This window comes from Lentzea waywayandensis (assembly GCF_900115955.1).
In the GTDB taxonomy this organism is placed as follows: Bacteria; Actinomycetota; Actinomycetes; order Mycobacteriales; family Pseudonocardiaceae; genus Lentzea; species Lentzea waywayandensis.
The window spans coordinates 332,276-351,449 of record NZ_FOYL01000004.1; the positions used below are offsets into that span (position 1 = coordinate 332,276).

A 19,174-nucleotide genomic window follows, 5' to 3' on the forward strand; every position below is an offset into this window, starting at 1 on the left:
ACCCCCTGCACTGCATATAACTCGTCACCGCAGCACTGGGCGTTACTCACTGCTACACCCAGTCAGCCGTCCGAAGCACTCCTTAGATGTACCCGGACGACGGTTCGGTTCCAATCCGCCGTAAAGACCCTTACCTCATGTGAGCGTCGAACCAGTTCAACGCACGAACCCACGCTTCGTCACTCGAAACGTTGAAACGGACCAGATCGGACGCGGTTTCGGAGCTGATCACAGCATCGCGAAGCTTGCTCACTTCTTCCGAGTCCTCGTCGCTGAAGATTCCAAGCCACGGGCACGTGAGGTCGCCGGCCACGTCCACCAGCGCGGGAAGGCCGTCCGAGAGCGGCTCGAGGATGCCGGGCGCCTGCACGGTGACGGCCGCGCCGATCGTGCGGCTCGCGGCGACCACCATGGCGACGGTGCCACCGATGTCGAACCCGACGACGCCCATCCGGTCAGCGCTCACACCCTGCTGGCCCAGCCAGACGAACGCGACGTCGGTGTCCGCGAGCAGCCGGTCCCCGGAGAGCTTGCTGACCTGTTCCCGGATGTCGTCGCCGTGCACGCGGTCCTCGTTGTAGAGGTGCGGCGCGATCGCGAGCCAGCCCTCGTCGGCAAGGCTGCTGACGAGCGTGCGCACGCCCGCGGTGATACCGCGGGCCTCGTGCAGCACCACGAGTCCGCCCCGCACGGCGGAGTCGGGTTCGGCGATCGTCACCCGCAGCTCACGGCCGTCGGTGAGGGAAAGCGTCTCGATGCGGGTACTGGTCATCGTCCTACCCTTCCACGACGGGGTGAACTCCAGTCAACGTGACCAATCGGACGGAGCAATGCGAGGATCGGGGACATGACCGTGCGAACTCGTGCTGACCTGGCGTCCCTGCCGTCCTACGTGCCCGGCAGGACCATCCCCGGCGCCATCAAGCTCGCGAGCAACGAGGTGTCCGCCGGACCGTTGCCGAGCGTCGTCAAAGCGATCTCCGAAGCGGCCGCCGGCATCAACAGGTACCCCGACTCGGGCTCCGTCGAACTCACCGGGCGGCTGGCCGACAAACTCGGCGTCCCCGCCGACCACCTGGCGATCGGCTGCGGCTCGGTGACCCTGTGCCAGCAGCTCGTCCAGGCCACCTGCGCCGACGGCGACGAGGTGCTGTTCGCGTGGAGGTCGTTCGAGGCCTACCCGATCGTCTCGCACGTGGCGGGCGCGAAGCAGATCCGCGTGCCGTTGAACTCGGAGCACACGCACGACCTGGACGCGATGCTCGCGGCGATCACGCCGAACACGCGGATGCTCTTCGTCTGCAACCCGAACAACCCGACCGGCACCGCGCTGCGCACCGAGGAGATCGAGGCGTTCATCGCGAAGGTGCCGCGCGACGTGCTCGTGGTGCTCGACGAGGCCTACAAGGAGTTCGTCGACGACGCGCACGTCCCGGACGGCGTCGAGCTCGCGAAGCAGCAGTGGGCCGCGGGCCACAACAACGTCGCCGTGCTGCGGACGTTCTCCAAGGCGTACGGCCTCGCCGGCCTGCGGATCGGCTACGCGGTCGCACCGCCGGTCGTCGCCGACGTGCTGCGCAAGGTCTACGTGCCGTTCTCCGTGAACGCCCTGGCGCAGGTGGCCGCGATGGCCTCGCTGGACGCCGAGGACGAGCTGATGGTCCGCTGCCGCGCGATCGTGGCCGAACGGGGCCGCGTGCGCGGCGAACTGCTCGCGATGGGCTTCGAGGTGCCGGAGACGCAGGCGAACTTCGTGTGGCTGCCACTGGGCGAGCGCACGGCCGCGTTCAACGAGCACTGCCTGGCGCACAAGGTCGTCGTGCGCGCCTTCGTCGGTGAGGGTGCCCGCGTGACGATCGGCGAGCCGGACGAGAACGACGCCTTCCTGGCCGCAGCTCGCACGTTCACTTCATGAGCAACTGAACGATCGCCGCGACTCCCACCACCACGATGACGCCGCGCAACACGGCGGGTGGGAGTTTGCGGCCGACCTTGGCGCCGATCTGGCCACCGACGACGGACCCGACGGCCAGCAGCAGCACGGCCAGCCACGCCACGTCGGCGATGAAGATGAACATGACGCCCGCGACGAGGTTCACGAACGCGGTCAGCACGTTCTTCAGCGCGTTCATCCGCTGCAGGTGCTCGCTCACGAGCACGCCCATGATCCCCATGACCAGCACGCCCTGCGCGGCACCGAAGTAGCCGCCGTAGATGCCCGCGGCGAACACGCCGAACCACAGCAACACGCCGCCATCGTTCTCGCTGCGCCGATGCGCGAGTTTGCGGTTGAGCCACGGCTGGATCACCACGAGGACCAGCGCGATCACGATCAGCACCGGCACGATCGCGGTGAACGCCTCGGCAGGCAACGTGACCAGCAGGATCGCGCCGAGGATGCCGCCGAGGATCGACGCGGGCAACAGCCGCTTGATGCGGTCCGACTGCCCCTTGAGCTCCTCGCGGTAACCCCACGCGCCGGACAGCGAGCCCGGCACGAGACCGAGGCTGTTGGACACGTTCGCCACCACCGGCGGGTAGCCGACAGCGAGCAGCACCGGGAACGTCACCAGCGTGCCACTGCCCACGACGGTGTTGATGCCGCCTGCGAACACACCCGCGATCACCACCGCGATTGCTTCCCAGACCGTCATGTCCACCCCCGTACCCACTGGTTAGCGACGCTAACACTCCACTCGGGACGGCGAAGTGTGGCGCTGATGACAACAGGCCCGGCACTCAGAGTGAGTGCCGGGCCTGCTGGGGTGTTCGGTCAGACGACCTGGCGGCGTCGACCGATCAGGCTGGCGCCGAAGCCGAAGGCCACGAGCAGCGCGCCGAGCAGGCCGAGGCCCAGCACGGACGCACCGGTCTTGGCCAGTACCTCAGCCGTACCTGCACCGGCACCACCGGACGCACCTGGCGTGACCGGCGTGACCGTGCCGGGCGTCTGGTCCTCGGGCAGCGGGTAGCCGGGGTCCTCGACCTCGGGTCCGGGCACCAGGTGGAAGAGCTGCACCCAGGACTGGCCGCCGGCCCGCACGAGGAACCACGGGTTCATCCGGCGGATCTCGACCTTCCACGGACCGGGAACGATCAGGTCGTAGCGGCCGACCGGCAGCTGCGAGACGCCGAAGTTGCCGTCGGCGTCGGTGATCGTGCGCGCGGCGACCTTCTTCGTGCCGGCCTCGACCACGACGACAGTCGTCGCGGGCTTCGGGACGTCACCGTTCGCGCCGTCCGTCACCAGCTTGCCGAAGGCGTCGGCACGCAGGCCGGGCACCTTGAGGTCGTCGTGGGCTCGGGCGGCACCGGGGTCCGACGAGTCGGGGGCGAAGTGGCAGCCGAGGGTGGCGTACCCGATGGACGCCGCCTCCGTCGGCAGCGGACCGGTGACCCGGAACGTGCGCTTCTCACCGTTCGGGACCGACACACCGCCGCCGTCCCACGCGAGGCCACCCCAGCCGGAGCCGGTGTTGTAGATCTCGCCGGGCTCGCCGGCGCCGCTGCACAGCGCGTTCACGACCGGCATGTCCGCGCCGGTCTGGTTCTCCAGCGTGATCACGGCCTCGTAGTTCTCGTCGGCCCGGTACTCGTCCTTCGTGAAGTTCAGCGTCGCGAAGAACTTGTCGGACAGCGGACGCTCCGCCCCGATCTCCAGCACCGCCTCCGCGTTGGCACTCACGGTCAGCCTGTCGGACCCCGGCCGGACCCAGCCGTCGGGGTACGAGGCGTACACGCTGTACAGGCCGACCGGGAAGTCCTTGAACGCCACGCGGCCGGACTCGTCGGTCGTGGCCTCCGCCCACTTGCTCGGCCGGTTGCCACCGCTGATGTAGACCTTGACGTTCGGGAGCGCCTGCTCGTCCGCGTCCTTGCGACCGTTCTTGTTGGCGTCGCCGTACAGCACGACCGCGGCGTCACCGTTCAGGTATGTGACCGTGGTGGTCGCCAGCGCGGAGTTGTTGGCAGGGCCGTGGTCCACCGGCGTGGAGACCTCGAGCGGGAGCGACACCTTGTTGTCGTTGCCGGACAGGTACGGCGCCGTGCCGACGACGGTGATCTCCCGGCTCTCCCCCGGCCAGAGGAACACCTTCTTGGTCTCGTCGGCGATGTCGCCGAGCTGCGACCGGTCGAAATCGAGCACGTTCCTGACGTCGGGGGTCTGCCTGACGCGCAGGCTGACCTGGGCCTCGTGCCCGGTGCCGATGTTCTTCACCGTGATGTTGGCGCGCATCGGCTCGGCGATGTCGTAGGAGTCCTTGTCGAACTTCACGCTGACGGTGAGGTCCGGGCGGTGGCTGACGTCGGGCACGTCGACGTCGCTCGGCACGACCTTGAGATCACGCGTGGTCGTCTTGTCGGCGACGATGTCGACGAGGAACTCGTTGCCGTCCTGCGGCTTCCACTTGCCGGCGACCTGAATGAGGACCTTGCCGGGGTTGAGGCTGTAGATCCTCAGGTTGCCGTCCTGGTCGGCCGCGATGACGTCCTTGAGCGATCGGCGCGTGACCGGGTCGAGCACGTTGATGGCGGCGCCGCGGAGCGGCTCACCGGTCTCGGCGTTGACGACCTTGCCGGAGTAGTCGCCGTGCAGGCCGGTCACCGTCGCGCGAACGTTGCCCACCCAAACGGAACCGCTGGTGCTGCGGCCGGTGTTGCCGAAGAAGCAGTTGGCGTAGATCCACGGGTAGTCCAGCTTCGGCATGTCCGTGGTGACGGACACCGTCGTCTCACCGCCGGCCGGCACGGTGACGCCGGGGCCGTCCGGGCGCAACGCCGAGAAGTTGTCGCTGTTGAGGTACTCCGGGCCGTAGCCGCTGCAGACCGCGACGACCCGCTCGATCGGCTGGGCGCCGGAGTTCTTCAGCGTGATGGTCAGCTCGGGCTTCTCACTGACGTGGTACGACGACTTGCCGAACGACATGGTCGCCGTCAGCGAGTCACGGACCGGGGCGACCACGGGCAGCGCGAACTGCGTGGTCTTGTCGGCCTCCACCACGAAGTCGGTGAAACCGGGCTTCGCCGCACGCCTGTCGTTGTCGACGCTCACGACGCTGTACTTGCCGGCGACGACGCTCCACATGGTGTACGCGCCGTTGGCGTCGGTGAAGCCCCAGTTGCTCCCGGCCGGCGAACCGCCCTGGACCCGGAAGCTGATGTTCGGCAGGCCCTCGCCCTGGTCGTAGGCACCGTTGTTGTTCGTGTCGGTGTAGACCACACCGGACACGGAGCCCTTGTACTGGCGCACCGGGATGTGCAGGTCCTTGCCGTTGTCACCCGGCGTCGGGTCGGCGCTGCCGTCGATGGTCGCGCGGAACTGGAACGACACCGAGTCGGAGGTCGGCGACGTCGGCCTGAGCACGACCCGGAAGACCTTCTCCGCGCCCGGCGCGAGCGTCGGACGGCTGCTCAGCTCGTTCGCACCGCTGAACAACCACGCCTGCGAGGTCTCGTAGCCGAACCGGATGTTCACCGCGGGCACGTCACCCTTGTTCTTCACGGTGAGGGTGAGTCCGATGTCCTCGGCGGCCGCGAACTCGGCCTTGTCGGGGGTCACGGTCACGGCCAGGTCGGGACGCTGCTCGTCAGCGCGGGCGATGACCGGCGGGGCGTCCTTCTTCTCGTCCTCCGGCTTGGTGTCCGGAGTGGACGGAGGAGTGCCCGGCTCGCTCGGCGGCGTGCTGGGCGGAGTGGAGGGTTCGCTCGGCGGCGTGCTCGGCGGCGTGCTCGGCTCGCTCGGCGGCGTGCTCGGCTCGCTGGGCGGAGTGGACGGCTCGCTCGGCGGCGTGCTCGGTTCGGTCGTCTGCGTCGGTTCGACGGTCGACGTCGGTGTTTCCGGCTCCTGCGCCTGCGCACCGCTGGTAGCGGTGCCGAACGCGAGGATTGCGGCGGTGGTCAAGGCCCCGATTCTGAGCAGGGCGCGGCTGACCGATCTCTCGGACACTAGGAATCCCCCAAAGACCCCGTAGGAATGGCCTGTCTGAGCATCAAGCCCCCGCACGTGCCCACCAGACTCGGGCAAACTACCGGATCGAGGGCATTTCAGGGAACCGGTTCCGCGTCTCAAGATGTCCTGCGGCGGCCGGCGGCACGAGCGCCGAAGCCGAACGCCACCAGGAGCACGGCGATCACGCCGAGTCCGAGCACACTGGCCCCGGTCCTGGCGAGCGCCTTGCTCCCGCCGGAGTGCTGCTCGGCGGGTGGCGTGGCGCGCGGGGCTGGCACGACGAAGAAGTCGCGTTGCACGACCTCGTCGAGCCTGACGTCCACGTGGCCGGCTTCGCCCTCGAACGTCCACGGCCCGTCGATCCCCGCCCAGAACTCACCGGTCGGCACCCGGTCGAACCGCACGGTCCCGTCGGCGTCGGAGAGCGTGTCGGCGACCTGCAGGCCGTACTCCTTGTCGGTGAGCAGCAGGACCCGGACGCCTGCGAGAGCCTCGCCGGGATCGACGACCCCGTTGTGGTTGAGGTCGTGCGCGACCCTGCCCTGCACGGCACCGAGCCCGACGAGAACGTCTGCGACGTCAAGTGCCCACGGCCCGTCGTGGTTGAACGTGGCGTTCGGCGCGAACGAGCAGCCCACGGCCACCTGCTGCCTGAAACGCGCGTAGTCGGGCACCGGCTCGGTGACGGTGATGGTCTTCGACTCCCCAGGAACGAGCGTCACCCCGGCGGCCTCCTTGCGGAGCTCGCCCCAGCCCTCGGGCATGGGCCCGCGGACACCACCGAGCTGGTCCTGGTGGCGAAGCGGGTTGCAGCCTGCCTGGACCCCACGGATCTCGCGGTGGGTGATGTTCTTCAGCGTGATCGTGATCTTGGCGATCTCCCCGACCATGTAGGTGTCCTTGTCCAGCACCATCGTGGCTTCGATCAACTCGCTGTACGGGCGATCGGCGCGCACGGTCACATGGGCGGGTGCCGATGGTTCCACCCAGGTGATTGGACCGGGGTTGACCTCGTCGTGCACCAGCCATCCGCCGGGCACCGTGTAGCTGATCCAGTACCGGCCGGACGAGACGTCCTTGAAGGTGAAACCGCCGTTGGCGTCCGTGGTGGCCGTCAAATAGCCGTGCGTCGCACCGCCGGAGGCCTCCACCAGGACCTCGGGTGCGGCCTCGCCCGGATCTTGCTGGCCGTTGCCGTTCTTGTCGGCGTAGACCACACCGGTGATGTCGCCCCGCGTCTCCACGACGTCGGCCACGGCGCGGTAGCCGCTGGTGATCTCCTCCTGACCGAGGTAGTGCAGCTCACCGTTGACCACCAGCTCGCCGTCCCACGTGTCGACGATCCTTCCCGAGACGCTGAACGTGCGGGACTCCCCTGCGGCGAGCCGGATACCAGGACGGTTCGTCAGGAAGTCGCCCCACTGCTCCGGGGCGACGTCCAGCACGGTGACATCGCCCCACAACTTGACCTGCTCGGCCGTCTTGCCGCCGACGTTCGTGATCGTCAGGTCCAGGGTGACCGTCTCGTGCGACTCGTAGCTCTGCTTCCCGAACTTGGCGGACGCGCGCACGTCCGCGGGGTTCGCGTGTTTCAGCAACCCGTAGGCGAAGCCGCCCTGCTCGGTGACCTCCACCTGCTCCTGGCCGGCATCGCTGAACCCCCATGATCCGAGGACCGCGGCCCGGTAGACGCCGGCCTTGACGCCGAAGAACTCGATCCTTCCGTCGGCGTCGCTCGTGCCCTCCGAGACCTGGCCCCTTGCCTTCGGATCCAGCAGGACGACCTTCACGCCGCTGACGGCCTCGTCACCGTCGATGCGGTCGTCGGCGTTCTTGTCCTCGCCCACGACCATGGAGTAGTTGGTGCTGCTGCTGACCTTCGCCCTGGCCCGCGCCCACACTCCGTCGCTGTTCCAGTCGGGGTTCGGCGCGAACTCGCAGTCGAGCATGACGTTGCCCGCCCTGCCGGCACCTTCCGGAATCACCTCGGTGACAGGGATCGACCGCCGCTCACCGGGTGCGAGCGAAACACCGTTCGTCACCAACGCGTTCCAGGCCTTGCCGCGGCCGAGCGCGTTCGGGAAGCCCTCGTGGTCGCACCTGGCCCGGATGTTGCTGATCTTGTTGTTGGTGGCGTTGGCGAACGTCAGCGTGACGGTCGCGGTCGCCGGCATGCGATAGCTGTCGCGGTCGAGCGACGCGCTCACTGAGAACTGCTCCGCGTAGGGCCGCTCCGCGCGTGCCACGACCTGAGCCGTCTTGTCCGGCTCGACGGTGATCAGGTCACCGTCGCTCCCGACGCGGTGCACGATCCACGGGTCTTCCAGCCAGTAGGTCGCGTCGTACCTGCCGGGCGCGAGGTCGTGGAAGCTGAACTTGCCTTCGGCGCCGGTGGTCGTCCGGTGCTCAGCGCCCTTGGCGGAGACCATGAGTTCGACGTCGGGTGCCGCCTCCCCCGCGTCCTGCTGCTTGTTGCCGTTCTTGTCCGTGTAGAGGACACCGTCGATGTCGCCGGTGGCCGCGGCGGTCACGACCGGGGGCGGTGCCGGTTCGCTGCTCGGGGTCGGCGCGGGCTCCGAGGACTGCGGCGCCGACGTCTCGGTGGGCGTCGGCGGCGTGCTGCTCGGGTCGTCCTGCGCGAAGGCGGCAGTGCTGAACGCCAGCACCGCGACAGTGGCCAAAGCACCGATTCCGAGCACGGCACGACTGACAGATCTATCGGACAACGGATCCCCCCGAGTCCCCAGTGATCTGCGGAAAGTACCGCAGGCCCATGCCGTCCGAAAAGGGTCGATGAGATGGGAAAACGCATTCAAGATTTTCTTCTGGCGAGGGCAACCGATGGTGTTCGGAAAGCGTGAGCGTCGCGGGGACTCGTCTGCTCTCGTTTCGGTGGCATGCTGTTGTTCGTGACGCCGGAGGATCTCGCGCACCTGCGCCGGGCACGTGACCTGATGGACCGCGAGTACGCGCGGCCGTTGGACGTGCCGGCGATGGCCCGTGCCGCGCTGATGTCGCCGTCGCACTTCGCCCGCCAGTTCCGCGTGGCGTACGGCGAGACGCCGTACGGGTACCTGATGACGCGGCGGATCGAGCGGGCCAAGGCGTTGCTGCGGCTCGGAACGCTCTCGGTGACCGAGGTCTGCGTCGAGGTCGGCTGTACATCGCTCGGCTCGTTCTCGGCCCGGTTCACCGAACTGGTCGGGGAGACGCCGTCGGCCTACCGGGCGCGTGCTCACGATTCGCTGGCCGCGGTTCCCGGATGTCATTTGATGGGGCTGACGAGACCGAGCAGATTTCGAGAAGCGACGCGTTCGCGGCGTGCCTAGGGTTTCGCCCATGAAGCTCTCGCACACGTTCCTCTTCGTCCACGACCAGGACGCCGCGCTGAAGTTCTACCGCGACGTCATCGGGCTCGAGGTGCGCACCGACGAGTCCGTCGAGGACTACCGCTGGCTCACCGTCGGGCCCGCCGACCAGCCCGACGTCGAGATCGGCCTGTCGCGCATCGGGCCGCCGGTCCCGCCGACCGACTACGAGGCGCTGCACTCGTTGCTGGCCAAGGGATCGCTGCAGGGTGTCATCTTCGAGCTCGACGACGTGGACGCGAAGTTCGAGCAGGTGCGCGCGGCCGGTGGCGAGGTGTTGCAGGAGCCGGTCGACCAGTTCTACGGCGTTCGCGACTGCGCGTTCCGCGACCCGTCCGGCAACATGATCCGCTTTTCGACGCCGCGTTCCGTCCGACCGTAAATCGCTTTCGCTCTCGTGAGCGGGCGTGCTTCAGTGGCACCTTCAGGCGTTCTCAGAGACAAGGTCGATGCCATGGGCAGCCCCGGACACACCGGGTGCCTTCGCAGTACCCGGTGACTCTCGCGTTCTGTTTCTCGCGATCACCAGGAGCACCACCTTGACTTGGTACACCTCTTTCTTCACCGATCTCGCCAACGGCTTCTGGCGCGGTGCGGTCCAGCCTTCGCAGACCTCGGCCGAGGTCGACTTCCTCGTCGGCCTCGGCGCAGGTCCGCGCGTGCTGGACGCGCCGTGCGGCAGTGGCAGGCACAGCATCGAACTGGCCCGCCGCGGCTACACGGTCACCGGCATCGACATCTCGGACGAGGCCATCGCACACGCACGTGTGCTGGCTCCCTCGCTCGACTGGCGGCAGGGCGACCTGGCGTCACTGGGCTCGTTCGGCGTGACGGCCGATCTGGCCGTGTGCATGGGCAACAGCTTCGGCTACCTCGACCACGCCGGTTCGCAGCGGTTCCTGCGTGATCTGGGCGCCGCCGCACCGGTGCTGGTCATCGACTACGGCTGCGCGGCCGAGGCTTTGCTGCCCTCGTTGCCGGGCGAGATCCGGATGTCCGCGGGCGGCGTCGACATGGTCGCCGTCAACACCTACGACGTGGCGACGGCGCGTTTGCTGATCGACTTCACGTTCACCGATGGCGAGCGGACGCAACAGTCGGCCTGCGTGCAGCACGTCTACACGGCCGGTGAGCTGACCCGGATGCTGAACGACGCCGGGTTCTCGTCGGTCGAGTTGTTCGGCGACACCGACGGTGGTGCGTTCGAGGTCGGCAGCCACCGGTTGCTGGCTGTGGCGCGCCGCTGATCTCACTTGGCCCAGGTGGTAGCGCTCTCATGGCCACCTGGGCCAAGGTCGAACTCATGCGTGCCAACATCGCGGTAGCAGCCCTCGCCTCGTCCATGGTGCTGCTCGGCTCCACAGCGAGCGCCGCCACCGATCCCGCCCGCGACCTGTCCACCCGAGTCAGCGCGGAGGGTGCACACCGCCACCTGATCGCGTTCCAGCGCATCGCCGACACCCACGGCGGCAACCGCGCCGCGACGACCAGCGGTTACGCGGCCAGCGTCGACTACGTGGCCGGGCGGCTGCGCGACGCCGGGTTCGACGTGACGACACCGGAGTTCGAGGTCAGGCGGAAGGTCGACGACGCGGGCCGGGCGACCGTGGGAACGGTGTCGCACGAACTCGTGCCGTTCGGCGACACCCCGAACACCCCGGACGGCGGCCTCACCGCGCCGCTGCGGGTCGTGCCCGAGGACGGCACACCGGGCTGCGAGGCCACTGACTTCGCAGGTCAGGACTTCAAGGGGGCCGTCGCACTGATCCGGCGCGGCACCTGCACGTTCGTCAGCAAGTACGCCAACGCCGTCAACGCGGGCGCCGCCGCCGTGATCATCTCCAACAACGTCGACGGCCACCTCGACCTGCGCGTCCCCGGCACGATCCCGGGTGGCAGCGCCTCGAAGACCGATGGCACGGCGCTGGCCGCTCTGGCAGGACAGGCCGTCACCCTCGACCTGCGCCACCACGACGAGGTCCACCTCGACCGCAACGTCATCGCGCAGACGCGCACGGGTCGCACCGACAACGTCGTCGTGGCCGGCGCGCACCTCGACAGCGTCGACACCGGTCCCGGCATGAACGACAACGGTTCGGGATCCGCCGCACTGCTCGAGGTCGCGCTGAAGATGGGCGCCCGGCCCAAGCTGCCCAACGCCGTCCGCTTCACCTGGTGGGGCGCGGAGGAGGCCGGTCTGATCGGTTCGCGTGCCTACGCGTCGGCGCTGTCGTTCGAGCAGCAGCTCGACATCGCGCTGTACCTGAACTTCGACATGGTCGGCTCACCCAACCCCGGCTACTTCGTCTACAACGACCCCGGCCTGCCGTACGGGTCCAAGCACGTCGAGAAGGCGTTCAGCGACTTCTACACGGCCCGCGACCTCGGTCCCGAGGGCCTGAACGTGCGCGGTGCCAGCGACTACGGCTCGTTCACGGCGCTCGGCATCCCGGCCGGCGGCATCATCTCCGGCGGCGGCGAGGTCAAGACCGAGGCGCAGGCCGCCAAGTGGGGCGGCACGGCGGGGATGGAGATGGATCCCTGCTACCACCGCGCGTGCGACAACCTCGGCAACATCAACCGTGAGGCGATGGGCCGCAACGTCTCCGCCGCGGCCCACGTCATCGCCTCCTACGCCGTCACCACCGAGGGCGTGAACGGCGTCCCGTCCCGCAAGGAACGGGCCTCTCTGCGTTAGCCCAGGTTGTTCGTGTCGAACGTGTTGCAGCGGGCGGGGTCGCCCGTCTGCAACCCGGTCGTGAACCACTTCTGCCGCTGCTGCGAGCTGCCGTGGCTGAACTTGGTCGTGTCGACCCGGCCGCCACCGAGGTTGCTCTGGATGAAGTCGTCACCGATGCGCGCCGCCGCGTCGAGGGCGGCGTCGATGTCCGCCTGGGTGATGTTCGAGATGAGGGGCTGGCCGTTGGCCGACGGGATCGTCGTCGCGGCCTTGCCCCAGGCACCCGCGTAGCAGTCGGCCTGGAGTTCGAGGCGCACCGAGCCCGAGGTGGGGCCGGTCTCGCGGCCGACCCGGTCCGAGGTGCCGAGGAGGTTCTGCACGTGGTGGCCGTACTCGTGGGCGAGCACGTAGGCCTCGACGAACGGGCCGCCGGTCGCGCCGAACTTGGTCCGCAGCTCGTTGAAGAAGTCCAGGTCGATGTACACCTGGGAGTCCGCGGGGCAGTAGAACGGGCCGACCGCGGAGGTGGCGTTGCCGCAGCGGGTGTTCACGCTGTTGCGGAAGAAGTTGGTCTTGGTGACCTGGTAGGTGTTGCCCGAGCGGGCGAACTGGTCGGTCCAGAAGCCCTGGATCGAGTTGATCGTGGCCACGACCCGGCAGTCGCTGTCGCGGTTCGCGTCAGCGCCGGTCTTGCACTTCTCGAGCAGCTGACCGGACTCGACCTGGGTGTTGTTGCCCAGGCCCTCGAGCCCGCCCGCCGGCAGCTGGATGCCGGTGAACTGCTGGATCAGGAAGTAGATGATGAGGCCGACCACGCCGAGACCACCGCCGACACCGGCGACTCGGCCGCCGACGCCTCGTTGGTCCGACACCTGCGAGAGGTCGAGTTCCGCGCCTTCGTTGAACTGCACCGCGTGCCTCCATGCCAAGGACCCGTAGGCGGCACACGATAAAGCACAAAAGACGCCCAGGTGCGGGACCCGACGTCGGGGCACCGCACCTGGGCTTTCCCATTTGGAAGTGACGACTACGGCCCACGAAGGTTGGCGTGGCGCTCAGCCGGTGACGCCATGAGACGACACCGAAGCCGAGCTCAACAGCGTCGAAGTGCGCCGAGCGACGCCTGATGGCGCCTGGGCACCCGAAACCTCGTGTCCATCGCTACACAGTCGCGACCGGACCGGTCACGTCCAGTCCACTCGCGGGGATGCGACAGACCGCGTTTCGCCACAGCGAGGAGATACCTGCACAGCACCACCTACCCCTTCTGGGCGTGGCCTCCGGGTGGTCTTGTTCATTCACCTACCGGTTGCCAGCTCGTTATCGACTATGCGCTTGATCGCCACATTTCTCAACACCTCACGCGAAACCTGAATTGGTGAAGTCGGACGGGTGACCTGCGGAGATCGACACTGCAGACAGCAATCGCCCGGCGAGAGAATCTCTCGCCGGGCGATTGGGGAAAACGATCAGATATTGATCAGGATCAGGCCTTGGTGATTCGGCGCGCGCCGCGGCGGGCCATCACGCCGGCCGTCATCAGGCCGAGGCCCACCAGCAGGAACTCGAGCGGGTCCGCGCCGGTCCTCGACAGGTTCGGGATGAGCGCCGAGGCGCGCTGCGAGGCCTTGTCGCCGGTCTGCGGGGTGCCGGCGCCGGAGTCGTCGCCCGTGTTGCCGCTGCCGGAGTTGTCGCCGTTGTTGTTGTTGCCGCCGTTGTTGTTGCCGCCACCGGGGTTGCCGTTGCCGGGGTTCTCGTTGCCCGGGTTCTCGGGGTTCTCGCCCGGCTGCTCGGGCTGCTCCGGCTGTTCGGGCTGCTCCGGCTGCTCGGGCGTCTCGGTCTTGCCGCAGTCGCCGCTCGCGGTGCCGAGCACCGCGGCGCTGGTGCCGCAGACCGTGATCGGGGCCTCGACGGTGCCGTTGGGCTCCTCCGGCTTGGTCTCGCCGCAGCTGCCGGTGCCACCGCCGGCGACGCCGGCCGAGTTGCCGCACACCGTGACGGGCGCGGAGACGAGGGCCTTGTCGGCCTGGGTGCGCGCGGCGGGCTTCTCCTCGCAGGTGGCGTCGCTGTTGCCCAGGACGTTGATCGCGTTGCCGCAGACCTTGACGGGAACGCTCACGAGGTTGCCGACGCGGACCTCCTCGTCGATGTCGAGCGGCACCGGGATGGCCTGGGCCCAACCGGCGGACGCGACCATCAGGCCGCCGGTCAGCAGGGCCGCGGACATGGTGCGGTTGAGGTTCTTGCGCATGACTGTTCTCCCTGAAGTGTGGTGACGGATCCCTCTGCTGGTGCGGCAGGCGGGATCAGTCCGGGGAGAACGTCGGTTCCTCCGCGCGCACGACGTGCGGCACGTCCTGCTGTTCGGTGTTGACAAGAGACGCCGTGGTGGCGGGCGGCCGCATCGCGTGCGGCAGCGTGCCCGCCGGAATCTGGTTGCTCGTGCTCGAACCCGCGCCGCTCTGCGGGAGCGTGCCGGGGATCGGCTGCTCGGCCTGCGGTTGCGGCTGGTGCGGGACGGGCACGGGGTTCGTGGGGCGCGTCGTCAGCGTCGTCGGCGGCTGCGGTGTCGTCTGCTGCTGGAGCACCTCGGTCTGAACAGGCGCTTCGACTGGACGCGCCGGCGCCGGTGCCGCAGGTGGTTCTGGTGCCTCGACGCGCGGGTCCGGCTTCGGCGGAACGGGCGCTTCGGGTTGCTGCTGCGGCCTGGTCTCGACCTTGAGTCCGATGTCGACGACGGGGAGCTTGACCTCGACCTTGAGCTGGTCGATCTCGACCCGGACGTCGGCGTTCGCCTCGCCTGCGGCGCCCAGCAGCCAGGCGCCGGTCACCAGACCGGCGAGCAGCAGGAGCCGACGCAACCACGACATCGGCCCTCACCCTAGATCAAATGGAGCAATCAGGCACACGAAAAGGGCCATCCCGGCGCCTTGCGTCGCCGGGATGGCCCTTGGCCGCGTTCCGCGGTTACGGCAGCTGCGTGATCCGGCCGGTAGCCGGGGGCAGCTGGCCGGGGTGCGTCGCGAGGTACGCGGCGAACCCGTCGAGGTCGATGCCACCACCGGTGATCTCGGTGCCCTTGGTGAACTCGGCGAAACCGTCACCGCCGCCCTGCAGGAAGCTGTTGATCGTCACCCGGTAGTTCGCGTTCGGATCGACAGGGGTTCCGTTGAGCGTGATGCCGGAGATCTTCGAGCCGATCGGCGCGGACAGCGACCAGCTGTAGGTGAAGCCGGACGAGGGCTGCAGGATCGTGGTCTTGCCCACGACGAACTGCTGCTCCAGCGCGTTCTTGATCTGCGCGCCGGTCAGCGTGACCGTCTGCAGGATGTTGCTGAACGGCTGAACGCTGAACGCCTCGTCGTACGTCACCACACCAGGGCCCTCGGTGCCCTTCGGCGCGTAGGTGAGGTCGGCGCGCACACCACCGGGGTTCATCAGCGCGACCACGGCACCGTTGGCCTTGGTGGCCTCGAGCTGGGAGTCGGCGATCAGGTTGCCCAGCGGCGAGTCACCGGAGGCGGCCGCGGCCCGGACGATGTCCGCGCCGATCGAGCCGATCGGCCGGTTCGCGATCGGGCCGGACTTCGTCTTGGCCAGGTCGATCACGGACTGGATCACCGGGTCCGGCGCGACCGTGCGCGTGACGATCTTGTTGTCGGCCTTCGTCTCGCCGCGGACGACGTCGCGCGTCCGGCGGTCGATCTTGAGGTCGACGACGCTCAGCTCACGCCCGAAGGCCAGGCCCTCGATGAACGGCCGCGGGTTGCCGGCCGGGTCCTTGACCACGCAGTTGTAGTGCTGGTGGCTGTGGCCGGAGAAGACCGCGTCGATCTTCGGGCTGACGTTCGTCGCGATGTAGCTGCCGGGGTTCTCCGGAGCCACGTTGCACGCGTTGGGGCCGCCACCCGTGGACGTGACCTGGTCGCCCTGGTGCACGAGCAGCACGATCGACTTCACGCCGATGGCGTCGAGGAGGTTGGCGTACTTGTTGGCCGCCTTCACCTCGTCGCCGAACTTGAGCTCCTTGATGCCGTTCGGGTCGACCAGGATCGGCACGTCCTTGAGCGGCATGCCGATGAAGCCGATCGGAATCCCGTCCCGGATCTCCACCCAGAACGGCGGCAGAGCCGGCAGCCCGGACTTGGCGTGCGTGACGTTCGCACCGAGGATCGGGAACTTCGCACCCTCGTACGTGTCGCGGAACTGGCAGCCGTCCACGGGGTGGCAGCCCCCGCGCTGCATGCGCAGAAGCTCCTTGTAGCCCTCGTCGAACTCGTGGTTGCCCGCCGCGGTCGCGTCCATGCCGACCTTGTTGAGCACCTCGATCGTCGGCTCGTCGTGGAACAACGCCGACACCAGCGGCGATCCACCGATCAGGTCGCCCTGCCCGACGATGACGGAGTTCTTGACCTCCTTCTGGAGGTTCTTGATGTGCGTCGCGTTGAAGGCGGCGCCACCGGCGTCGACGGTCGTGCCGTCCGGCAGGATGACGCGCCCGGACGACCCGGTGGGCGGCTCGAGGTTGCCGTGCAGGTCGTTGATGCCGATCAGGCGCACGTCAACCGTGCCCCGACCGCGCAGTGACTGGGCATCGGCCTGGGCTGCCCCGGTAGAGCTGATGACAGTGGCCGCGGCGGCGGTGATCGCCAGAACGGAAAGCCGTCTGAACGAACTCATGCGTGGAGCCTTTCGATGGCGTGGTTAACGCGCGTGTACGGCGCAGGAGTCTGCCTTCCGAACGCCACGTTTTCCAGAGCAATGACTGGATCGTCATGCTCAGGACTAACCTTGTTCGCGTGACACCAAGTGAGCAGGAGCCGCACTGGCTCGACGAGGGCGAGATGCGCGCGTGGCGCACCTACGTGAACGGTTCCTCCATGCTCATGGACCGCCTGCACCGAGAGCTTCAGGACACCCACGGAGTGTCACTGGCGGACTACGAAATCCTCGTGCGTCTGTCGGAACAGCCTCATCACCGCATGCGAATGACCCAACTCGCCGAGGATGTCGCCTCCTCGAAGTCACGCGTCTCGCATCAGGTCGCACGCATGGAGAAGGCGGGACTCGTCTCCCGTCGTGAGTGCACAGAGGACGGTCGAGGCGTGCTGGCCGAACTGACCGCCGCCGGGATGGCGCAGCTGGTCGCGGCCGCCCCCACGCACCTGCGCGGGGTCCGGGAGCACATCGTCGACCTGATCACCCCCGAGGAGGGTGAGGTGCTGGCCAAGGTGTTCGACCGGGTCATGACACACCTGCGGGAGTCGAACGGCTAGGCTTTGACGCTGACACCGGTGGTGTCTGGGAAGCGTGGCAGAGCGGCCGAATGCACCCGCCTTGAAAGCGGGAGACGGGCAACCGTCCGGGGGTTCAAATCCCTCCGCTTCCGCGAGTGGGTGAGGTGTGTCGACGGAAAGCGTCGACCGGAACTCGCTCCAGGTGTTTTTTGGGGGCTGGTGCCCCATTGCTGCCCGGCTCGGCAATAGCTAAGCGGGCCGAACGTGCGCAAGGCGCGTTCCTGGCTGCGGCACGGGGCGAGTTGAGGTGCTGAACGAAACGGCGGCGGTGCCCGAAGGCGCCGCCGCCGTTTTCGATCAAAGAGCTGCTACGAGGCGGCCAGGTGCGTGTGGTCGTCGTGCACTGCGGTCTTCTGCAGTGCCGCCGACTTGCGGGCCTCGGCACGCTTCGCGCGTGGCGGCACGCCGTTGACGTCCTCGGTCGAGACGCCGTAGGCCGCGGTCACGAACGCGATGGCGCCCGCGTTGCGGCCGAGGGCCACTCGGTCGATGTTGCCGAGGTTGTCGCACTTCGAGTGGTAGCACGGGTCGTAGGCGATGCCTGCCGTGCCGCCCCACTTGGCTGCCTGTGCCGCGGTCTTGACGCCTTCGGCGCCGGTGAAGAGGCCGCCGGCCGGGATGCCCTGCGCGATGAACTCGCCGTAGTCGGAGCGGCCCGAGAAGTCGGTGCCTTCGGTGGGGACGCCCTTGGCGGCGAAGTAGTCGGCGAAGGCCTTTTCGATCTGGGCCGAGCCGTACGGGCCCGGGCCCGCGCCCGTTGCGTCGGAGTCGTCGCCGTCGTAGATGAAGTACGCGGCGTTCGGGGAGCCGACCATGTCGAAGTTCAGGTACAGCGCGATGTCCAGCTGCTGTTCGAACGTCTGCTGGCGGACCCATTCCTCGGAGCCGATCAGGCCGCGCTCTTCGGCACCCCACCAGGCGAACCGGATGGCGTTGTCGACCTTCGGGCGGGAGCCGAGCTGCAGCGCGGTCTCCAGAAGCGCTGCGGAGCCGGAGCCGTTGTCGTTGATGCCGGCGCCGAGTTCGACGCTGTCGAGGTGCGAGCCAGCCATGACGACGTTGTTCTTGCGGCCGGTACGGGTCTCGGCGATGACGTTGCGCTCGGTGCGGGACTCGGTGTGCGAGCGCATGTCGACGGTGACGGACGCGCCTGCCTTGCCGGCGAGCGTGGTGCCGTCGGCCTGGGAGATGCCGCCGGTCGGGATCTTGCCGGGGTTGGTCAGCGTCACGTTCGACAGCGGGCCCGCGGTGTTGTTCGCGACCAGCACGGCGATGGCGCCGGCGGCGAACGCGTTGAGGTGCTTCTGCTCGAACGTGCACGCGCCTCGGCGGATCAGGGCCACCGAGCCGGTGAAGTCCTGGCCGGCGAAGTCGCTGGCCTCACAGCCGGGGGTGGCGTCCTCCGGGACCACGCGCAGCGGGCCGGTCACGCCGCCGACTGGGGTCTGCGGCGACTGGACCAGGATCAGCGACTGGTAGTTCACGCCGTCCACGCGGGCCGTCTCGGCGTCGTTGACGTTGATGTCGTACGTGAACGTCGGTGTCGTGACGATGAAGCCCTCGTCGCGGAGCTTGCCCGCCACGTAGTCGACGCTGGCGTTGTAGCCGGGCGTCAGGGCAGCGCGGTTGCCGCCGTTGCGGTCGGCGAGGCGCTGGAACGCGATCAGGTGCCGGTTGACACCCTCGACGGTCACCTTCTTCGCGAGCTTCTTGGCGAGTGCGGGGCCTGCCGGTTCGGCGGCGGACGCCGTGGCGGTAGGGGCTGCGACTAGTGCCGAGATGGCAAGCACAGTCGCCAGCTTGGTTCTGCCGGACATGAACGTTCCCCTTCGTTCGAGATGGCTGAACCCTCACAAAAGGGAGACCCAGGACACAATCC

The 19,174-nt window shown here is 68.3% G+C and carries 15 protein-coding genes and 1 tRNA gene; 7 read left to right on the top strand and 9 right to left on the bottom strand.

From position 1 onward, the window contains the following. Positions 1-130: 130 nt before the first annotated feature. Positions 131-772, bottom strand: a complete 642-nt coding sequence (locus BM417_RS17285; RefSeq protein ID WP_093594642.1) for a dienelactone hydrolase family protein — start codon at positions 770-772, stop codon at positions 131-133. A gap of 75 nt (positions 773-847) precedes the next feature. Here BM417_RS17285 and hisC point away from each other — a divergent pair, with 75 nt between their 5' ends. Further along, a complete protein-coding gene (gene hisC, locus BM417_RS17290) occupies positions 848-1,915 on the top strand; it encodes a histidinol-phosphate transaminase (RefSeq protein ID WP_093594645.1) in 1,068 nt (355 codons plus the stop codon). On the opposite strand, the gene BM417_RS17295 is transcribed toward hisC, so the two are convergent. The 3 genes from BM417_RS17295 to BM417_RS17310 form a co-directional block, all read right to left on the bottom strand. Then, on the bottom strand, positions 1,905-2,654 hold the full coding sequence (locus tag BM417_RS17295; protein ID WP_093596101.1) for a sulfite exporter TauE/SafE family protein: 750 nt from the start codon (positions 2,652-2,654) through the stop codon (positions 1,905-1,907). The two genes, hisC and BM417_RS17295, sit on opposite strands and share 11 nt — an antisense overlap. A gap of 119 nt (positions 2,655-2,773) precedes the next feature. Further along, positions 2,774-5,902 (bottom strand): SdrD B-like domain-containing protein, encoded by a 3,129-nt coding sequence (locus BM417_RS17300; protein WP_143138683.1) that lies wholly within the window; start codon positions 5,900-5,902, stop codon positions 2,774-2,776. Between the two features lie 164 nt (positions 5,903-6,066). Beyond that, the gene (locus BM417_RS17310; RefSeq protein ID WP_143138684.1) at positions 6,067-8,676 is read right to left on the bottom strand and encodes an SdrD B-like domain-containing protein; all 2,610 of its coding nucleotides are present in this window, start codon (positions 8,674-8,676) and stop codon (positions 6,067-6,069) included. Between the two features lie 171 nt (positions 8,677-8,847). On the opposite strand from BM417_RS17310, the gene BM417_RS17315 reads away from it, so the two are divergent. The 4 genes from BM417_RS17315 to BM417_RS17330 all read left to right on the top strand — a co-directional run bounded on the left by BM417_RS17315 (position 8,848) and on the right by BM417_RS17330 (position 12,016). Next, complete coding sequence (locus BM417_RS17315) at positions 8,848-9,279, top strand: helix-turn-helix transcriptional regulator (RefSeq protein WP_218164494.1); 432 nt, start codon at positions 8,848-8,850, stop codon at positions 9,277-9,279. Between the two features lie 10 nt (positions 9,280-9,289). Beyond that, positions 9,290-9,700 carry a VOC family protein gene (locus tag BM417_RS17320; RefSeq protein WP_093594657.1) on the top strand — a complete coding sequence of 137 codons (411 nt, stop codon included), beginning with the start codon at positions 9,290-9,292 and terminating at the stop codon, positions 9,698-9,700. Between the two features lie 157 nt (positions 9,701-9,857). Then, positions 9,858-10,565, top strand: a complete 708-nt coding sequence (locus BM417_RS17325; RefSeq protein ID WP_245821970.1) for a class I SAM-dependent methyltransferase — start codon at positions 9,858-9,860, stop codon at positions 10,563-10,565. 29 nt (positions 10,566-10,594) lie between these two features. Further along, positions 10,595-12,016 (top strand): M28 family peptidase, encoded by a 1,422-nt coding sequence (locus BM417_RS17330; protein ID WP_093594660.1) that lies wholly within the window; start codon positions 10,595-10,597, stop codon positions 12,014-12,016. On the opposite strand, the gene ypfJ is transcribed toward BM417_RS17330, so the two are convergent. The 4 genes from ypfJ to BM417_RS17350 form a co-directional block, all read right to left on the bottom strand. Next, a complete protein-coding gene (gene ypfJ, locus BM417_RS17335) occupies positions 12,013-12,909 on the bottom strand; it encodes a KPN_02809 family neutral zinc metallopeptidase (RefSeq protein WP_093594663.1) in 897 nt (298 codons plus the stop codon). The genes BM417_RS17330 and ypfJ overlap by 4 nt on opposite strands. Positions 12,910-13,484: 575 nt before the next feature. Next, positions 13,485-14,249 (bottom strand): hypothetical protein, encoded by a 765-nt coding sequence (locus BM417_RS17340; protein WP_093594666.1) that lies wholly within the window; start codon positions 14,247-14,249, stop codon positions 13,485-13,487. Between the two features lie 55 nt (positions 14,250-14,304). Beyond that, complete coding sequence (locus BM417_RS17345) at positions 14,305-14,868, bottom strand: hypothetical protein (protein ID WP_093594669.1); 564 nt, start codon at positions 14,866-14,868, stop codon at positions 14,305-14,307. 97 nt (positions 14,869-14,965) lie between these two features. Continuing rightward, positions 14,966-16,678: a bifunctional metallophosphatase/5'-nucleotidase gene (locus tag BM417_RS17350; RefSeq protein WP_093594671.1), complete on the bottom strand. Its 1,713-nt coding sequence runs from the start codon at positions 16,676-16,678 to the stop codon at positions 14,966-14,968. A gap of 164 nt (positions 16,679-16,842) precedes the next feature. On the opposite strand from BM417_RS17350, the gene BM417_RS17355 reads away from it, so the two are divergent. After that, complete coding sequence (locus tag BM417_RS17355) at positions 16,843-17,274, top strand: MarR family winged helix-turn-helix transcriptional regulator (protein ID WP_245822022.1); 432 nt, start codon at positions 16,843-16,845, stop codon at positions 17,272-17,274. A gap of 28 nt (positions 17,275-17,302) precedes the next feature. Continuing rightward, a tRNA-Ser gene (locus BM417_RS17360) sits at positions 17,303-17,387 on the top strand. 216 nt (positions 17,388-17,603) lie between these two features. Here the strand turns inward: BM417_RS17360 and BM417_RS17365 are convergent. Then, a complete protein-coding gene (locus BM417_RS17365; protein ID WP_093594677.1) occupies positions 17,604-19,112 on the bottom strand; it encodes a M28 family metallopeptidase in 1,509 nt (502 codons plus the stop codon). Positions 19,113-19,174: the final 62 nt, after the last annotated feature.